The organism is Kitasatospora sp. NPDC114501 (assembly GCF_055633695.1).
The window spans coordinates 50,261-65,785 of record NZ_JBVKDS010000005.1 but is presented as its reverse complement, the minus strand read 5'-3'; the positions used below and the strand labels follow the sequence as shown (position 1 = coordinate 65,785).

18 protein-coding genes and 1 pseudogene are annotated in these 15,525 nt (G+C 72.1%); 10 read left to right on the top strand and 9 right to left on the bottom strand.

Going from position 1 to position 15,525, the window contains the following annotated elements; genetic code table 11:
* Positions 1–2 precede the first annotated feature (2 nt).
* Positions 3–1,205 (bottom strand): sensor histidine kinase, encoded by a 1,203-nt coding sequence (locus tag ACZ7RU_RS11225; protein WP_470340633.1) that lies wholly within the window; start codon positions 1,203–1,205, stop codon positions 3–5.
* A gap of 151 nt (positions 1,206–1,356) precedes the next feature.
* On the opposite strand from ACZ7RU_RS11225, the gene ACZ7RU_RS11220 reads away from it, so the two are divergent.
* Positions 1,357–1,944, top strand: coding sequence for a VanZ family protein (locus ACZ7RU_RS11220; RefSeq protein WP_470340632.1), 588 nt, complete (start codon positions 1,357–1,359; stop codon positions 1,942–1,944).
* Between the two features lie 71 nt (positions 1,945–2,015).
* On the top strand, positions 2,016–2,630 hold the full coding sequence (locus tag ACZ7RU_RS11215) for a hypothetical protein (RefSeq protein WP_470340631.1): 615 nt from the start codon (positions 2,016–2,018) through the stop codon (positions 2,628–2,630).
* Between the two features lie 72 nt (positions 2,631–2,702).
* On the opposite strand, the gene ACZ7RU_RS11210 is transcribed toward ACZ7RU_RS11215, so the two are convergent.
* From ACZ7RU_RS11210 to ACZ7RU_RS11200, 3 genes are all read right to left on the bottom strand, one after another.
* Positions 2,703–2,843: a hypothetical protein gene (locus tag ACZ7RU_RS11210; protein ID WP_470340630.1), complete on the bottom strand. Its 141-nt coding sequence runs from the start codon at positions 2,841–2,843 to the stop codon at positions 2,703–2,705.
* Positions 2,844–3,085: 242 nt separating this feature from the next.
* Positions 3,086–4,417 (bottom strand): RNA polymerase sigma factor, encoded by a 1,332-nt coding sequence (locus ACZ7RU_RS11205; RefSeq protein WP_470340629.1) that lies wholly within the window; start codon positions 4,415–4,417, stop codon positions 3,086–3,088.
* Positions 4,390–4,809 carry a YciI family protein gene (locus ACZ7RU_RS11200; protein ID WP_470340628.1) on the bottom strand — a complete coding sequence of 140 codons (420 nt, stop codon included), beginning with the start codon at positions 4,807–4,809 and terminating at the stop codon, positions 4,390–4,392. Before ACZ7RU_RS11200 ends, ACZ7RU_RS11205 begins: the two co-directional genes overlap by 28 nt.
* Positions 4,810–4,923: 114 nt before the next feature.
* Here ACZ7RU_RS11200 and ACZ7RU_RS11195 point away from each other — a divergent pair, with 114 nt between their 5' ends.
* The gene (locus ACZ7RU_RS11195; protein ID WP_470340627.1) at positions 4,924–5,370 is read left to right on the top strand and encodes an SDR family oxidoreductase; all 447 of its coding nucleotides are present in this window, start codon (positions 4,924–4,926) and stop codon (positions 5,368–5,370) included.
* A 28-nt stretch (positions 5,371–5,398) separates the two neighbouring features.
* Here the strand turns inward: ACZ7RU_RS11195 and ACZ7RU_RS11190 are convergent, their stop codons facing one another.
* The 3 genes and pseudogenes from ACZ7RU_RS11190 to ACZ7RU_RS11180 form a co-directional block, all read right to left on the bottom strand.
* Positions 5,399–5,776 (bottom strand): hypothetical protein, encoded by a 378-nt coding sequence (locus ACZ7RU_RS11190; protein WP_470340626.1) that lies wholly within the window; start codon positions 5,774–5,776, stop codon positions 5,399–5,401.
* A gap of 254 nt (positions 5,777–6,030) precedes the next feature.
* Positions 6,031–6,279, bottom strand: a complete 249-nt coding sequence (locus ACZ7RU_RS11185; RefSeq protein WP_470340625.1) for a hypothetical protein — start codon at positions 6,277–6,279, stop codon at positions 6,031–6,033.
* 121 nt (positions 6,280–6,400) lie between these two features.
* Positions 6,401–6,535 (bottom strand): annotated as a pseudogene (locus tag ACZ7RU_RS11180) (IS21-like element helper ATPase IstB); the annotation flags it as partial.
* A 284-nt stretch (positions 6,536–6,819) separates the two neighbouring features.
* Here ACZ7RU_RS11180 and ACZ7RU_RS11175 point away from each other — a divergent pair.
* From ACZ7RU_RS11175 to ACZ7RU_RS11165, 3 genes are all read left to right on the top strand, one after another.
* The gene (locus tag ACZ7RU_RS11175) at positions 6,820–8,757 is read left to right on the top strand and encodes a helix-turn-helix domain-containing protein (RefSeq protein WP_470340624.1); all 1,938 of its coding nucleotides are present in this window, start codon (positions 6,820–6,822) and stop codon (positions 8,755–8,757) included.
* A 3-nt stretch (positions 8,758–8,760) separates the two neighbouring features.
* Positions 8,761–9,393, top strand: a complete 633-nt coding sequence (locus ACZ7RU_RS11170) for a hypothetical protein (RefSeq protein WP_470340623.1) — start codon at positions 8,761–8,763, stop codon at positions 9,391–9,393.
* A 131-nt stretch (positions 9,394–9,524) separates the two neighbouring features.
* Positions 9,525–9,662, top strand: a complete 138-nt coding sequence (locus ACZ7RU_RS11165; protein ID WP_470340622.1) for a hypothetical protein — start codon at positions 9,525–9,527, stop codon at positions 9,660–9,662.
* A gap of 405 nt (positions 9,663–10,067) precedes the next feature.
* Here the strand turns inward: ACZ7RU_RS11165 and ACZ7RU_RS11160 are convergent, their stop codons facing one another.
* Positions 10,068–10,868 (bottom strand): MBL fold metallo-hydrolase, encoded by an 801-nt coding sequence (locus ACZ7RU_RS11160; RefSeq protein ID WP_470340621.1) that lies wholly within the window; start codon positions 10,866–10,868, stop codon positions 10,068–10,070.
* A 527-nt stretch (positions 10,869–11,395) separates the two neighbouring features.
* Here ACZ7RU_RS11160 and ACZ7RU_RS11155 point away from each other — a divergent pair.
* Both ACZ7RU_RS11155 and ACZ7RU_RS11150 read left to right on the top strand, forming a co-directional pair.
* Positions 11,396–11,719 (top strand): hypothetical protein, encoded by a 324-nt coding sequence (locus ACZ7RU_RS11155; RefSeq protein WP_470340620.1) that lies wholly within the window; start codon positions 11,396–11,398, stop codon positions 11,717–11,719.
* A 484-nt stretch (positions 11,720–12,203) separates the two neighbouring features.
* Positions 12,204–12,560, top strand: coding sequence for a hypothetical protein (locus ACZ7RU_RS11150; protein WP_470340619.1), 357 nt, complete (start codon positions 12,204–12,206; stop codon positions 12,558–12,560).
* An 821-nt stretch (positions 12,561–13,381) separates the two neighbouring features.
* On the opposite strand, the gene ACZ7RU_RS11145 is transcribed toward ACZ7RU_RS11150, so the two are convergent.
* On the bottom strand, positions 13,382–14,029 hold the full coding sequence (locus ACZ7RU_RS11145) for a helix-turn-helix domain-containing protein (protein ID WP_470340618.1): 648 nt from the start codon (positions 14,027–14,029) through the stop codon (positions 13,382–13,384).
* A 127-nt stretch (positions 14,030–14,156) separates the two neighbouring features.
* Between ACZ7RU_RS11145 and ACZ7RU_RS11140 the strand changes: the two genes are divergently transcribed.
* Both ACZ7RU_RS11140 and ACZ7RU_RS11135 read left to right on the top strand, forming a co-directional pair.
* A complete protein-coding gene (locus tag ACZ7RU_RS11140) occupies positions 14,157–14,567 on the top strand; it encodes an ester cyclase (RefSeq protein ID WP_387760677.1) in 411 nt (136 codons plus the stop codon).
* 415 nt (positions 14,568–14,982) lie between these two features.
* Positions 14,983–15,324 (top strand): VOC family protein, encoded by a 342-nt coding sequence (locus tag ACZ7RU_RS11135; protein WP_470340617.1) that lies wholly within the window; start codon positions 14,983–14,985, stop codon positions 15,322–15,324.
* Positions 15,325–15,525 lie beyond the last annotated feature (201 nt).

The following is a 15,525-nucleotide window of genomic DNA, read 5'->3' as shown; positions in this document are numbered from 1 at the left end:
GATCACGCGGCGTCCGCCCGATGAAACGGGAGGGACAGTGGCAGGCGGGCGTGGACCTGCCAGGTGCCGTCGCTCCCGGCACCTGTTCGCAGGCTGCCCCCCGCGCTGGTCACCCTCTCCTTCAGGCCCGTGAGGCCGTAACCGGGCGGGGCCGTGGGCCCGGCCACTCCGTCGTTGTCGACCGAGACGGCGACGTGCCGCTGTTCGGCCTGCACCCGCACGGCCACCGTGCGGCAGGCGGGAGCGTGCTTGCGGATGTTGGTCAGGGCTTCCATCACCACGCGGTGGACGACGGCTGCCACGTCCGCCGGAAGCTGCTCAGTGGGTCCGTCCTCGACAAGTCGCACGGACACACCGACGGGACCGAAGCCCGCTACCAGTGCGCGTACGGCGGTCATGCCGCCGGGCGGGGTGACCGGGGCACCCGGATCGTCCGCCCTGAGCGCGCCGACCATGCTGCGCAGGGACACGAGCGCTTCCGCGCCGGTGTCCTCGATGCGCCGCAGGGCGGCCGGCACGAGGTCGGGCCGCTTGTCGGCGATGGCGCCGGCGCCCTGGGCCTGGACCACAATGCCCGTCACGTGGTGGGCGACGTAGTCATGGAGGTCCCTGGCCAGTCGCACGCGTTGTTCGAGGCGGATGCGGTACTCCCGTTGCCGCCGGTCGGCCACGACGAGTCGGGCGGTCACGGCGGCGCCCGCGACGGCCACGGCGACCAGCGTCAGGACGAAAGCGGCGATGACGCTGCCCTCGCGGACCTCCACCGCGAGGGGGCGCGACACGACGGCGGCGATCAACGCCACCGTTCCCACAGCCGCGGGGGCGGCTGCACCGCGCCGGGCCGTGAACGCCAGCACGATCAGCAGTGCGACAGGCTCGAAGGCGCCGTACGCCGTGGACGCGCCGTGGTCCGCGCGCAGGTGCACCGCCGTGGTGAAGGCCAGCGATGCCACCGCGGCGCAGAGGCCCGCACAGGCCGTGCTCCAGGGACCGGCGCCACGCAGCGTGATGAAGGGCAGTACGAGCAGGACGACTGCCGTTGTCATCGCCGACAGCCCCAGCAGCAGACCGGTGACCGGTTGGTGGAAGGTTCCCCACCGCAGGTCGAGTCCTGCGGCGGCCGCCGCGAGGAGGAGCAGGGCTGACCACCGCAGTGTGACCGCACCGCGCAGGAGGGCCGGGGGCCGAGGTCGAGGGGAGGACATGCAGTGAAGGGTAAGACAGCCGGCTCGCCTCGCCTTCTGCCGAAAGTCGTAAGTATCGCCCGAGAAACCTGTCTTTCGCGGGATCCGCACAGTGACCGGCGTCCGGGAAGGTTGCCACCGATACCCCGTCGGACCCCGGAGCGACTGACGCATGAATGTGAACCTGACCATCGAAGCGACGTACGTCCTGGGCCCCGCCCTCGCCGCCTTCCTCGCGGTGGCCGCCGTGCGCCACCACCGTGCGCGGCCCGGCTGGACGGGCCGGCACGTGGTACTGCGCGCCGCCGCGTGTCTCTACGCGGCGGCCGTGCTGTCGATCACGGTCTTCCCCCTGGAGGTGACCTGGGGCACGTACGCCAACCAGATGCCGTGGTGGAACCAGATCAACTTCGTTCCTCTGGTCACCGCCGACATGACCGCGGTGCCCAACATCCTGATGTTCGTGCCGCTCGGCGTCATGCTGCCTCTCCTCACGCGCGTCAGCAGCACGCTCCGGGCCGTCGGGGTGAGCGCGCTGACGAGCCTGTGCATCGAGTCGACGCAGCTGCTGTCGTACGTGCTCTTCAACAACGGCCGCGCCGTCGACATCAACGATCTGCTCGCCAACACCCTGGGCGGGCTGTTCGGCTACCTCCTCGTGCGCCTCTCCCTCGGCAGGCCCTCGGCACGTGAGCTGCTGCGGCGCTTCGCACTGCCCGGATCCGCCGCGGGGCGGCCGGTCGTGGCGGCGGCCGCTTGACAGTAGCGTCCGGGTGCCGGTCGAAGAAGTCCTCGGCCTGCTCGTGCAGGAAGTCGGCCTCCTCGTCCAAGGTGACCAGCATCGCGACGAGCGCGCGAACGTTCAAGCACCGCATCCGCTGGGCCTGCACCCGCATCAACCGCCCGGGCGGTCGCTTCGGGGACCTGCCAGCGGGCCTGTCGGGCCGTCGGCAGGGTGCGCAGAGCGGCGTTGCGCCGGGCGGTCCGTACGGCGGGAAGACTGTCGGTGCGTTCGCGACCCCGGGCGGAGCGACGGACGGGTTCTTCCGTGGGGAGCGCCGCGGCCCGCATCGCTTCGATCAGGTCCGGGTCGGCGGCCATCGCTTCGGTGCGGATCGCGGAGAGCGAGCGCCGGACGTCGGTGGGCAGGGTGAAGGGGCCGCACATCTCGTCGACCGCGGCGGGCAGACCGGCGAGGGCTTCGCGCAGGGCGGGGTCCGGGCTCGGCAGGGCGGTGGTGTGGGAGATCGGGGGCGCGAGAGCAGGACCGGGTGCGGGCAGCCGGGCATGTCCGGAACGGCGACCACCAGCACTGCGGCCAGGCCGAACGGGCGGGGCCGGAAGAGCCGGTGGGGCCTGAGCGTCGACCCTGCCGAATGCACCGCGATCCAGCGCATCACCGCCATCTGCGACAACCCCTCGATCACTGTCACCCACGCCCGCTGACCCCATCACCGGAGACAGGCCCGCTGCGCGCCCGGGGCCCGGACAGCGGGCCAGCCCGGTCGGTGAGCGGTGTCACTTGCCCCGAGGGACCGCGCGGCCGAAGACCTCGTTGACCTGCGCCGCGGCATCCTGACGGATCGTGGCGAGGGAGACTGCGGCCATCACGGCGAAGGTCCAGCGCAGGCTGGTGGCCGTTCCCGGACTGTCCGCCACGAACGGGACCATCGGCAGCAGGACCGCGGCCGCGGCGAACACCGCGGCCGGCGCGGCGCGGCGGCGTCGGTCCAGGCCGCCGCGACCCGCAGCACCTACGGATCGTCGGCAGCCGGGTCGGTGTCCGACCGCTGGCCGGGCATTCGACGGGCGCAGACGGGATCTCTTCCGCCCGCCTCCTCCAGTAACCCGGGGGTAGCCGGTGCCGGTCGGCTGCGGGGTGCGGCGTCCGTATCGGGCCATCAGTCCAGGGCGGCCAGCTTGCCCAGCAGCACGGCTCTCTCAGGGGCGTTGTTGCACAGGCGGATGGCCAGTTCCAGCTCGGCGCGGGCCTCGGCGGTGCGGCCGAGCCGGACCAGCAGCTCGCCGCGCACGCTGGGGAGCAGGTGCGAGCCCGACAGAGGGCCGGAGACGAGCAGGTCGTCGACCAGGGCCAGTGCATCGCCCGGTCCACTGGCCATGGCGACGGCCACGGCCCGGTTGAGCTCGACCACAGGTGACGGGGCGACCCGGCCGAGCGCCTCGTACAGGAGCACGATGCACTCCCAGTCGGTCTCGGCCACCGAGGGCGCCGTTGCATGGCAGGCGGCGATCGCGGCCTGCAGACCGTACGGCCCCAGACCCCGGCCGAGCGCGGAGGCCCGGCCGAGGGCGGCCAGGCCGCGGCGGATCGCGGAGCGGTCCCATCGGCGGCGGTCCTGGTCCTCCAGCAGCACTGCCTTCCCGTCCGGGCCGGTTCGCGCCGGGAAGCGCGCGGCGGTGAGCTCGAACAGCGCGAGCAGCCCGTGCACCTCTGGCTCGCCCGGCAGCAGGGCGGTCAGCGTCCGGGCCAATCGGACGGCCTCGTAGGCGAGATCCGGGCGTAGGAGGTCGTATCCGGCGGTCGCGGTGGAGCCCTCGGTGAAGATGACGTACAGGACGCTCAGGACGGCACCCAGCCGCGCCGACCGGTCCTTGGGGGGCGGCAGTTCGAAGGGGACGCGGGCGGCGGTAATCGTCTTCTTGGCGCGGGTGATCCTGGCCTGGACGGTCGGTACGGGCACGAGGAAGGCCCGGGCGATCTCCTCGCTGGACAGGCCGGCCACCACGCGCAGTGTGAGCGCGACCTTGGCCTCGGGTGAGAGGACCGGATGGCAGGCGATGAACATGAGCGCGAGGACGTCGTCGTCGACCCGGTCCGGATCCCACGGCAGGTCGTCCGGCACCGCGGACGGGGCCTGCGCGCCCGGGCTGAACTCGCCCTCGGCCAGCGGGCCCGCCAGCAGGGCGTACCGATCGTCGAGCGCCGACCTGCGGCGGAAGGCGTCGATGGCCCGCCGCCGCCCGGTCGCCAACAGCCAGCCCACCGGGTCGGCCGGCGTGCCGTCCCGCGTCCAGGCGACGAGCGCCTCCGCGACCGCTTCCTGGGCGACGTCCTCGGCGAGCGCGAAGTCCCCGGTGTAGCGGGCCAGGGCAGCGACGATCCGCGCGGACTCGATCCGCCAGACGGCCTCGACGGCCCGCCGCGCCGCCTCCGTGACCGGCGGGCCGTCGACTGCTTCCGGCATCAGAGCTGGCCGGTCCGCTCGCGCCACGCCCGCTCCTTAACGATCCACTCGTTGTCCTGCGGGAACTCGTCGATGCCCGGCACGCGGCGCACCTCGCACTTCGAACCGGGGACCGCCGGCAGACGCTTGGCCCACTCGACCGCCTCCTCCTTCGAGGCAACGTCGATCAGGTAGAAGCCGCCGAACAGCTCCTTCGTCTCGCCGTACGGCCCATCGGTGACCACCGGCGTCTCGCCGGCGAAGTCCACCACCACACCCTGCGACGGGTCGTCCAGGCCCTCGGCGGCCACGAGCACGCCGGCCCGGATCAGCTCCTCGTTGAAGCGGCCCACGGTCTCGAGCATCTCCTCGAACGGCGTGGACGTCATCTTCGCCATCGACTCGTCCGTACCCCGCATGATCAGCATGTACTTCGCCATCGTCGGCCTCCTTGATCAGGGATCGTCCCTCGACCCTCTCAGCCCAAGGTCGAACGGCGCAGCCACAGATCGACACGACCGAAGAATATTTCTCAGACCCTCGCACCGTCCGGTGTGGGCAACAGCCGGGACGCGGTTGGACGGGCGGCGGGGTTCTGGCCGTACCTCACCACGATCCAGGCGGTACTACCGCAACTCACACCGGAGGGATCGATCACCCTGCTCAGCGCCATCACCGCGCGGACCGGCATGTCAGAAACCGCCGGTATCGCCGCCCTCAACGGCGCCGTCGAGGCCCTGATCAGGCCGCTGGCTGCGGAACTCGCTCCGATACGGGTGAACGCCGTCTCTCCCGGGCTCGTCGACACGCCCTGGTGGAACGGCCTGCCGGAGGACGCCAAGCGCGAGTACTTCGCACAGGCGGCCGCCGCCCTGCCAGTCCGCCACATCGCCTCGGCACAGGAGATCGCCGAGGTCGTGGCCCTGGCCGCCACCAATGCCAACCTCACCGGCACCATCATCGAGACCGACGGGGGCGCGCGTCTGGTCTCGCTCGGCTGACCCGCTCACCGCGCCGTGCAGCGCTGGCTCAAGGGCCAGGGCACCCGAAGCCGGCCGCCGAGAAGGCCATCGGGACCAAGGTCGGCGACGGCTGGCAGCCGCGGGTGAAGCAGCGGGTAGGCCGCGACGCCGAGAAGAACGGCTCTACATCCAGGCGACCTTCGGCTACCGCGGGGCCGGCGGCTCCACCGACGACCCGCGCCAGCGCACGATCACCCAGAAGACGCCCGGCTCGGTGGCCCAGCGGCTCTAGGCCGCCCGAGACGCCGGGGCCAGCCAGGACGAGCAGGGGCGGATCCTCGCCGAGGGCCTGCGCGAGCACTACTTCAAGGACAACGGGCACCGCGCCCGCGGCCTCGACGTCGAACTGAACGACATCGCCTGGATGGACGTCGAGCTGTAGCACCCGCTCCAGCGGCCGCCGTGTCGCCGGAATTGTGACTGAGTGCTCCAGTTGGCCACTCCGAACTTCATGGCCGGCCTCGGGGTACGGGTCGCTTCGGCGTGGTGAGGTCGTGTTCCGCGAAAACGGCCGGACCAGGCGGCCAAGTCGCATTGGCCGCCTGGTCCGGTCGTGGTTCCGGGGCTGCGGAATCGGCTTCGGGTACCTACCGCCCTGGCAGGCCCTCGGCCCGAGGCGCCCTGCTGGCGTCGCGGGTTCTACGCGGGGGGCCGCGGAGTCAGCGATTCGGGGTAGAACTGCTCGACGCGGTCGCGCTTGGTGTACATGTCCCAGTAGAGCTCCGCGAGGTCGTCCGGGTCGGCGACCGGGAAGTGCGGGCCGTCGGCCGACTTGAAAGCGGCCTGGGCCGCCGCGGCCACCTCACTGCGGGCGATCAGGGACGCGATGGTCAGAGCGCCGACGTAGATACCCGTGTCCGTCAGCTCGGCGTTGAGGGAGTGCAGCACACCTTCATCCCGCCGGGCGAGGAGCTTGGGCCGCAGACGGGATCGTAATGGAACATGTCGAAAGGCGGAGACGCTCCTCCGCCCTTCGGGCGGAGGAGCGTCGAGTAAGGGCAAGCAGCGTTCAGCCGGCCTTCGCCGGTTCCTCGGCCCGCGCCCGCGTCGAGGCGAGGCGGTAGGAGTCGGTGCCCGTCGCGATGATGGTGCCGTTGAAGGTGAGACGGTCGACGATCGCCGCGCAGAGGCGGGGATCGGTGGTCCAAGAAGCGAGAAGGTCGTCTCCCCGGGGAGAGTCGACACACGGAAAACCCGGAAACCATGACCCCAGCCTTCCGGAGAAAGGCGGCCGACGACGCGTGTTCCCCCGTTCCCCATGCTCACCGGCCCTGGGCCGTCGGCCAGCGGGCGGAGAACACCGCCGCCTAGCCCAGCCCCGAGCTTGACTCGTCCGCTCGTTTCGGAACCGCGCTACCGAACACCCAGATTAGCGAATCAGCCATATCTCATGGAAAATATCCATGCCAAATTGATATAATGCCGTGCATGGCACTCAGTACGTTGGAAACGCTGCGGCTCACCATCGCCGCGATCCGGCAGCGCACCGGCGAGAGTCAGCGCGAACTCGCCGCCGCCCTCGACCTGACCCAGGACAAGGTCAGCCGCCGTCAGTCCGGCGCCCAGCCCTGGTCCCTGGACGAGGTCGACGCCCTGGCCCGCCACTGGGGCATGCGACCACTCGACCTGCTCGCCGGCCCCACCCACGCCGCCCAGCACCTGACCTGGCCCCCCGGCACCGCCGCACCAGCACCACAGTCGGACGCGGCACCGGTCCCGACAGCCTTCGCCGCCCCCACCCCGGTCCCGGTACCCACCGCCACCCCGGCGCCCAGGCAGGACCCGCCACGGCGCGAGACACCCCGCCGACACATGGAGCCCTACACGCCCCTGACACCCATCCCGGACGGCTGGGCGCCCCCCACGGGGTACGCCACCACGACTCAGACCTCTGCAGCCGACCAGGCCTCGCCCACCTCGGCGGCACCGGCCGTTCCGACCACCTCGGTCGCTCCGGTCGCTGCACCCACCCCCGCCTCCGCCCCCGTTCCGGTGCCTACCGTCGCCGCGGCCGTCCCTGTCGGTGCGGACTACGACCGGGGCCCGGACCGCGAACCCGTTCTCCACCCCGCTGCGCCGTGCGAGCAGTGCGGACGCCCGGTGGCGTACCGGATCGGCGGCCACCCGCTCCACCTCGGCGGCTGGTGCGCCCCCACGCCCGGGGCTGCCCCCGCCTCCGGCCCCGTCCCGGCCACCCCCGCGACTTCGGCGGCCCCGCCCGCCCAGGCCACCGTCCAGCAGCCGCCCCCCATCGCCGCCCTCGACACCCCGACCGCCGGCGTCGAGACCGCCCCTGCGCCCGCCGCCCCGATGCCGCTCGCTGCACCCCGCCCGGGTGCGGCGTCGTCCGCGCGTGCCCGCGAATACGCCGGTACCGGCCGCGAGCTCGGCTACTACCTCGACATGATCACCTCGGCCGTCGAGCGAGCCCTGGAAGAGCACGACGGCGACGTCGAAGCCGCCAGCGCCGCGCTCGAAAAGCGCGCGATCCCGGCCGCGATGGAATTGTTCGACGCGACCCGGGTCGGTGCCGCGTACGAGCACACCGCCTATCCGGAGCGCCTGGAATTCCTGTCGAAGAAATCCCGGAACGGCGCCGACGAAATCTGGGAGGGCCGCCACAAGTGGGAGAACGCCCCACTCATGGCCGCTCTCAAGGCCGGCGCCGACCCGGTGGACGTGGACGTGCTGGACACCAACGCCGCCTACTGCTCCGCCCTGAAGACGCACCTGCCGATCGGCGCGCTCCAGCACCGCCCCGAGGGCGGCTGGGACCCGAAGCGCTCCGGCGTCTACCTGCTGCCCCAGCGCCCCACCTGGGATCACCCGCACCTGCCCGACCCGATCGGCAACCGCCGCGAGACCGGGCCGGTGCTCCTGGACGAGGCCACCGTGCGGCTGCTGATCCGCTGCCACAAGCTGGGCCTGGCCGGCGCCCCGCACATCACCGAGGCCTGGACGTCCGGCGCCTCCGAGAACCTGCTGGAGAAGTTCCGCCGGGTCCTCACCCAGGCCCGGGAAAACGCCATCGCCGACGGCGACACGGTCACCGAGAAATACGTCAAGGCCATGTACGCGAAATTCGCCTCGACCATCGGAGAATCCACCTACAACCGCGACATCCGCCGCCCCGACTGGATGCACATCATCCGCTCCCAGGCCTTCGCGAACCTCTGGTACAAATCCCACCGTGCCCACAAGGCCGGACTCACCATTGTCGCGCTGCGCGGTACCGACGAATTGCACGTCACCGGCGGCGAATGGCGAAAGGCCAACGGCGGCGTCTTCGAGGAGGGCCGCCTCACGACGCAGCTGAAACTCAAGGGCCAGTACACCCTGCCCCGCACCCGGAACCGGAGCGCCTAGAAAATGTCGACCGACGGCTGGAAGAACTTCGGAAAATACGGCGCGGCGGACGACCCCGGGAACGTCCACGGGAAAATCGCCCTCGGCCGCGCCCTGGAGGACGCCATCGAGCGCATGATCGTGGAAGGCGGCATCAAGTCCCCGCCCACCACCCGCCGCGGCCTGATGGCCCGCATGCGCTACCTGATGGAACACCGGGGCGGCCGCCAAGCGCTCGCCGAAGCCCTCGCCGACGCCGGCAGCAGCGCCAACCCGGCCACCCTGCGCGCCTGGACCAAAGGCACCCGCCACCCCCGCCCCGTCAACCTCGAAGCCATCGACACCGCCTACTGGACGCTGCGCGCCCGCAACGTCCTGGCCAACCCCCAGATCCTCAAGGACCACCTGAACAACGGCGGCCGCGGCACCAAAGTGGAGATCCACCCGATCAACCAGCAGGTGGTCGAGGAACCCCGCCGCCGCGACAACCTCCGCGTGCGCCCCCTCCAGGTCCGCTACGTCTGGGACGACGCCGTCGACGCCCTCACCACCGGCGACGCCGACGCCCTCGAAGACATCTGGGACGACATCATCGGCGACCTCGACTCCGACTGGGGCGCGTACACCTACGTCTCCCACATCGGCCTCGGCGCCTGAACCACCCGCCACCACCGGTGCCGCGCCCACCCCACCGGCGCGGCACCAGCCCCATACCCCCAGCTCAGCCCCCACTCGGTGGCGTCACGGCATCACGACGCCGTGACGCCACCCCGCTCGCGCTAACCGACGTGACCGCGCTCTCCGTCCCCGGCCCTGCTTTCCGCGACCTGGTCGAATCGAACCCCGAGGCGTCGCGCGCCGTCCTCCGGATCTTCGCGATGCAGCGGTACGCCGCAGACCAGGCCTACGCCGAGCAGCTCTCGTAGCCCGGAGAGGCCGGCTGCGGCCGGGCGGGTGCAAGGCCTGCTCGGCCGCGCCTCCGTCCGGCCCTGCAGCGCGGCGAAGGACGGGACGCCGGAGCGCATCCTCCGTCAGCGCGTCGGCGGCCTCAGGGAACCGCTCGGTGAAGTCCACGCCGGAGCGGCCGAGCAGCCGTACCGGGGCCGCCTCGGGCACGTACGCAACGGCGAGCGGCGAGCGGCGACCGGCAGCCGGTCGCCCAAGTCGTCCCCGGCGGCGGTGCCGGGGACGACGGCATGATCGGCGAAGGCCTCCAAGGCGTCGGCGAGATCGGGCGTCCGATGATCACTGCTTCTGGTGGGCGAGGTGGAAGTACAGGCCGCCGACCGCTGCAGCAATCCACGGAACCCACCGCCCGTCGGCCGGGAGCTCTACAGTGCGACGAAGCGGCGCGGCCCGTCGACGGTCACCACCCGGCCGAAGCGCAGGCCCGGGAAGTGCGCGGCGACCAGGACGTCGTCGGTGTCCGCCGCCTCGTCGGCGATCCGGTTGCGGACAGCGGAGGCGGCGGCCGGGTCGACGTCCCACACCACCTGCCAGTCCCGCTCGGAGAGCTGGACCACCGAGTGGACGACGTCGCCGAGCAGCAGCGCCCGGCGCCCGCCCCCGGAGACCACGTAGACCGTGGATCCGGGGGTGTGGCCGGGGGCGTGCCGGGCGTCGAGGCCGGGGGCGACGGTGAAGTCCTCGTCGAACAGCTCCAGTCGCTCCTCGACCGGGGCGAGGGCGGCGGCGGCCCGGCCGTCCGCAGCCGGGCCGCCGCCGCTGACGAAGTGCTCCCAGTCCGCGCGGTGGAGCCGGTAGGCGGCGTTCGGGAAGAACGGCCGGCCCCGGTACGAGGCCCAGCCGATGTGGTCGAAGTGGAGGTGGGTGAAGACGACGTCGGTGACGTCCTCCGGGGCGATCCCGTACCCGGCGAGCGAGTCGGGCAGGCCGCCGCCGACGTACCGGCCGTCGTCGTGGGCGCCGACGCCGGCGTCGACCAGGACCACCCGGTCGCCGGTGCGGACGCAGAAGCCGCCGAGCGGCAGCTCCAGAGTGCCGTCCGGGCGGAGGTGTTCGCCATGGCAGTCCCAGGGGTCGGCCACCCCGGGGCGCCCGAGGATGTCACGGGCCGTCTCCACGCCGGTGCCGTCATGAACGGGCAGGATCTCAATCTCGCCTATGCGCATGATCGTCCCCAACCCGCCCGCGCCATGCCGTGTTCCCGTACGAACGAGAACACGGCGGCCCCGCCCGGCTCTCCACCCTGCGCCGGATGCGCAGAGGCCTGCACGACGCCGCCGTCCTCCGCTTGCCGCGCTGCTTCCGCTGCCAGCATCAGCCCACGACTGGCGGCTGCGGGGCCGCGGTCCGGGGCCGCTGCGCCCCGCCGGGCGCCCGCCGTCGTCCCGTTCCGGCTGCCGCCTGGTCGCCGTCCCCGCCCGGGGCCGCTGCGCTCCACCGGGTAGTCGCCAAGCCGTTGTTCCGGCCGCTGCACGGTCCGCCGTTCGTTTCGGCCGCCGTCCGGCTGCTGCTGCACGGTCCCGCCGTGGCCGTGGCCGTATCCGCCCGGCCGTCCTCCCGTCCGCACTGTGCCGCTTCCAGTCGCCGTTGCCGTGCAGCGGGCGTCCTGGCCGTTCCCTGGTTGTCCCGCGTCGTCCGCTGTCGTGCGGTCCGCCGCCCCGGTGGCTGCTGCTGGTCCTGTCACCAGGACCGCGTGGAACGGCTGGAGCGGGAGGCCGAAGAGCGGCTGGAGGCCGCCCGCACGGTGAATGCCGCGGTGCGCCCGTGCTGGACGTGCCGGGGCTCGATCGGCGGGAAGGAGGGTTCGCTGCTGGAGCTGCGGGAGAAGGCCCGGCCGGACCGGCTGGAGTGCCCGACGTGCGAACAGGACCGTGCCGTCAAGGACTTGGGCCCGCTGGTGCTCCCCGCCCCGACCAAACGCGAGCTGGTGGCCACGCTGGTCTCCATCCCGGATGACCCGTGGTGGGAGGACCGCGTGTTGCACGCCAAGCTCTACCCAGCGAAGGGCGGGGTGTGACCTGTTGGTTGTGGTGGGTGTGGAATGGCCTCTCGTGGCGTGTTGTCTGGACCTTTGGTTGTGCCTGTTGGCGCTGTCGGGGGGTGTGGTGACTTTGTGTGGTGGCGGGGTGGGGTGGCTCGGGGCCAGTGGGGCGTTGTGGGCTGTTTTCGTGGGTGAATTCCGCCGTTAATTCCATCTGGTTGTTTTGGCGGATTGGCTGCCGGGTGTGGTGTGAATTCGGAGTCGGAATTGAGGTAGCTGGGGGTTGGTGTTCGGTTTGGTGGGGCGTCCGGGTCTGCTGCGCCCCTGCTCGGGCGCCGCCGTCCCCGCCGGGGGCCGTGCCCGCCATGCTGCGCCGTCGTTCCGGGCCTGCTGTGCCTGGCCTGGTTCTGTGCCGCCGTCCGGGGCCGTGAGGTGGCCAAGAACGTGGGCTGGTAGGTGGGCGGAGGAGATACGGGCGAAACCGCCGCTTCCTCTCCCCGGAGCCTCCTACAGTGGCCTTATGAACATTCGCTGGGGTGGCTCGGTCTGGGAACTGATGCTGGTGAAGCGCGCGGTCGGGACAGCCCTGTCGAACTCGGCGAGCGGCGGGTACAGCACGCTCCTGCGCGACGGCGCCCGTAAGTTGGTCGGCCATGCTGACCTGCTCAACGGGAGACGAGCCGTCGCCGGGCTTGTCACGGTCTCCGCAGTAGCGGGCGGTGCGCTCACCGTCGCGACCATGAAGGTGACGCCGCACCTCAAGACGAAGTTCCGCTCTGCGGACCAGGACACGGCAAAGCAGGCGGCAGAAGCCACCTCCGACACCCCTGTTGAGGAGCTGGAAGCTCTCCAGGGGCCGCGGCTACGCGTTGTCTGACCATCGGGCGTATCTCCTTCAACGCCCCTGATAGGGGTGCCGGTAGCGGTCAACCTTCGTTGATGCACCCTCAAGATCCGCCGGCCGACGCCGTGCCCTGCCGCTGTGCCGTCCGTTCCGGGACCGCCTCGCTGTGGGCCGGGCCCGCTGTCGGCCGGGTCTGCTGGCCCCGTGCTCGGCGGCTGCCGTCCCGTGTCCGCCGTCCGGGCCCCGCCCTGTCCGGGGTGGCCGTCTGGGTCCTCTGCGCCGCCGCACAGGCCCCGTGCCGCCGTCCGGGCCGTGCCCGCCGCTGCGTCCTTCGCTGGGTGGCTGGGTGGCCGTCAGGCCGCCTCAGAGGCTGTTCTGGTGGTGGCCGGCCGGGGAGGCCTTCCCGGTGTGGTCCGGGGCGGTGTGAGTGCTGCCGCGTTGCCTGTCGCGTTGGGGTGCTGTCGTGTGGTGTGACGTGGGCGGATGCCCCTGTTCCCCTGTGTGTGGTCTGGGCGTGACAGGTGGGTGCGACGGGGTGCGGGGGCGGGGCCGCGGCTGCTGCTGCGTGGCGGCGGTCGGGAAGGTCGGCCTTCCCGACGGCCTGGTCCTCGTGGTGCTCGGAGGCCGGTGGCGAGCGGCCGGGTGGCCGGGTGGGAGGTGCAACGCGGTGTTGCGCTGGGGTGCAACACGGGGCAGTGTTGCGGGTCTGACCAGGCGCTATGCGGCTGAGACCGTCAGCGCTAGTTGGCGAAGGTCAGCGACGGTTGGCGATCTCGCGCGTTGGCTACAGATTGTGATCAGCTGCGGCGCCAAAGGGGCCGCTAGCCGGCCCGGGCTGGACCCGGCGTGGTGCGCTACCGGAAGGCCCGGGCGAGGGTGCAGGCGACGGTCGCCACCGGGGGCAGGAAGCGGGCTGCGGCCTCCCCCAGCAAGTGGGCGTGCAGGGCCCGTTGGTGGGCGGCGCCGACGAGCAGCAGGGCCGCGGCGGACGGGTCCAGCGCGGCAGGGAGCCGGCCGGTTGCCTGGCGGGCCCGGACGGCGTCGGCGACCGCCCCGAGGGCGAGGTGCGGGCCGACCTCGCCGCCGCGTTTGGCGAGCAACCCGCGCAGCTGGGCGTCGGACTGGACGGCGCCCAGGATCGGCATGATCCGGCGGTAGAACCGTTCGAGGCGGGCGAGCAGGGCGGCGAGGTCGGCCTCCAGCTCGGCGCCGGGGTCGGCCTCCGCGGCCTCCGGGGCGGTCGCGGGCCCGGCGGCACCCTCCGGCGCGCCGAGGACGGCCGTCGCGTCGGCGAACGCGGGCAGGTGCAGTCCGATGACGGCCTGGAGTAGGCCCAGCCGGTCGCCGAAGTGGTAGAAGATGCTCGACTCCGCGACGCCTGCCCGGCGGGCGATCTCCTTGGTGGACAGCGCCAGCCCGGCCTCCCCGAGCGCCTCCTCGGTCGCCTTGAGCAGCGCCTCCCGCACCCCGGTCGAGGGCCGACCGCTTCGCGCCTGAGCCATCTCCGGCCTCCGTCTCTCCCTGTCGCCCCGACTTCTTGAGTAATCGCTCAGGAGCAGGTTAACTTACTGATGGATCGCTCAGTAAGTCGCTCGGCGATCCGCTCGGATCCGTCTCGGGAGGGGACCCATGACCACCGTCGAATACCGCAAGAACGCCGTCCGCCGCCTCTACAAGGCCCTCGAAGCCGGCGACGTGGACGTCGCCGACGAGCTGTTCACCGCGGACTTTGCCACCAGCGAGGGCAAGCATCAGAACGTGCGGGGCCCTCAGGGCTTCAAAGACGCCATCCGAGAGGTGCACGCCACCCACACCGACCCGTCGTTCGAGATCCTCGACCTGCTCGGCGAGGGCGACGACGTCGTCGTCCGCTGGCGCATGACGGCCACCCACACCGGCCCGCTGATGGGCGTCCCGGCCACAGGCAAGCGCGTCAGCACGGAGGCCTTCGCCCTGTTCCGCTTCGTCGGCGACCGCATCAGCGAGCGGCACGCCGTCATCGACCGGCTCGGCCTGGTGCAGCAGCTCAAGGGCGAGTGACCGGACACCGCCCACACCGCCGACGGGCGGCGCACATCCGGCTGATCTGCCAGCAGTCAGGTTGCGCCGCCCTGGCCCCGCTGCTCAGCCTGCCCGCCTGCTGCGCCGCCGTCCCGGGCCTGCTGCGCCCTGCTCGGCCGCCGCCTTCTCGCCCCGGGCCTGCTCCGCGGTCGTCCTGTTCGTCGGCCTCTGCCGGGGCCGCAGGCCCTGCCCAGGTGCTGTCGCCTCCCTTGTCCGGCTCGGACCGCTGTCGCCGTCCGTTCCCAGCCCGGAGCCCCCGGATCCCCCTTCCTCGGCCCGCGCCGCGACAGCACGCCAGCACCACTTGCTCTCCCCACGGCCCGGCGCAGCCGGAGCCCACCCCGGCCCTGCTCGGTGCCGTCGGTTGTCGGTGGCCGTGGTTAGGGTGACGATCATGAATCTGGCGGCAGTGATGATCACGGTGGATTGTGCGGAACCGCAGGAGCTGGCCCGGTGGTGGGCCACTGCGTTGGGAGGGCAGATCGCCCAGGACCACGGCGACTTCGTCATTGTCAAGGCCGAGCCGGTGGCACTGGGTTTCCAGCGGGTGGCCGAGGAGCGGCGGGGCAAGAACCGGGTGCACGTCGACTTCGCTGCCGCGCCCGGAACGAGCCTGACGGTGGAGGTGGCGCGGCTGGTCGCTCTGGGTGCGAGTGTCGTCGGCGAGCACAGCGTCCCGGGCCTCACCTGGACCGTGCTGCAGGACCCGGCCGGCAACGAGTTCTGCGTCCACTGAGAGCAGTGCCACCGTGCTGGTCGCAGCCGTTCGGCGATGACTGCGACCAGCACGGCCGACCACGGTGGACGGCCGCGCTTGCGCACCTCGTTCCCGGCCACCGAGGACCCGGGCGCCGGGCACGGCCGGTCGCCGGTCAGCGGACCGGTTCGCCCCACCCCCTGGGGCCGCCAGGCTCCCCGAGAGCCGCAGGCGACCCTG

Bases quoted from the DNA above. Each gene is read 5' to 3' on its own strand.
- ACZ7RU_RS11225 (WP_470340633.1), bottom strand. From the start codon at position 1,205: ATGTCCTCCCCTCGACCTCGGCCCCCGGCCCTCCTGCGCGGTGCGGTC.
- ACZ7RU_RS11220 (WP_470340632.1), top strand. From the start codon at position 1,357: ATGAATGTGAACCTGACCATCGAAGCGACGTACGTCCTGGGCCCCGCC.
- ACZ7RU_RS11200 (WP_470340628.1), bottom strand. From the start codon at position 4,809: ATGGCGAAGTACATGCTGATCATGCGGGGTACGGACGAGTCGATGGCG.
- ACZ7RU_RS11175 (WP_470340624.1), top strand. From the start codon at position 6,820: ATGGCACTCAGTACGTTGGAAACGCTGCGGCTCACCATCGCCGCGATC.
- ACZ7RU_RS11170 (WP_470340623.1), top strand. From the start codon at position 8,761: ATGTCGACCGACGGCTGGAAGAACTTCGGAAAATACGGCGCGGCGGAC.
- ACZ7RU_RS11160 (WP_470340621.1), bottom strand. From the start codon at position 10,868: ATGCGCATAGGCGAGATTGAGATCCTGCCCGTTCATGACGGCACCGGC.
- ACZ7RU_RS11150 (WP_470340619.1), top strand. From the start codon at position 12,204: ATGAACATTCGCTGGGGTGGCTCGGTCTGGGAACTGATGCTGGTGAAG.
- ACZ7RU_RS11145 (WP_470340618.1), bottom strand. From the start codon at position 14,029: ATGGCTCAGGCGCGAAGCGGTCGGCCCTCGACCGGGGTGCGGGAGGCG.
- ACZ7RU_RS11140 (WP_387760677.1), top strand. From the start codon at position 14,157: ATGACCACCGTCGAATACCGCAAGAACGCCGTCCGCCGCCTCTACAAG.
- ACZ7RU_RS11135 (WP_470340617.1), top strand. From the start codon at position 14,983: ATGAATCTGGCGGCAGTGATGATCACGGTGGATTGTGCGGAACCGCAG.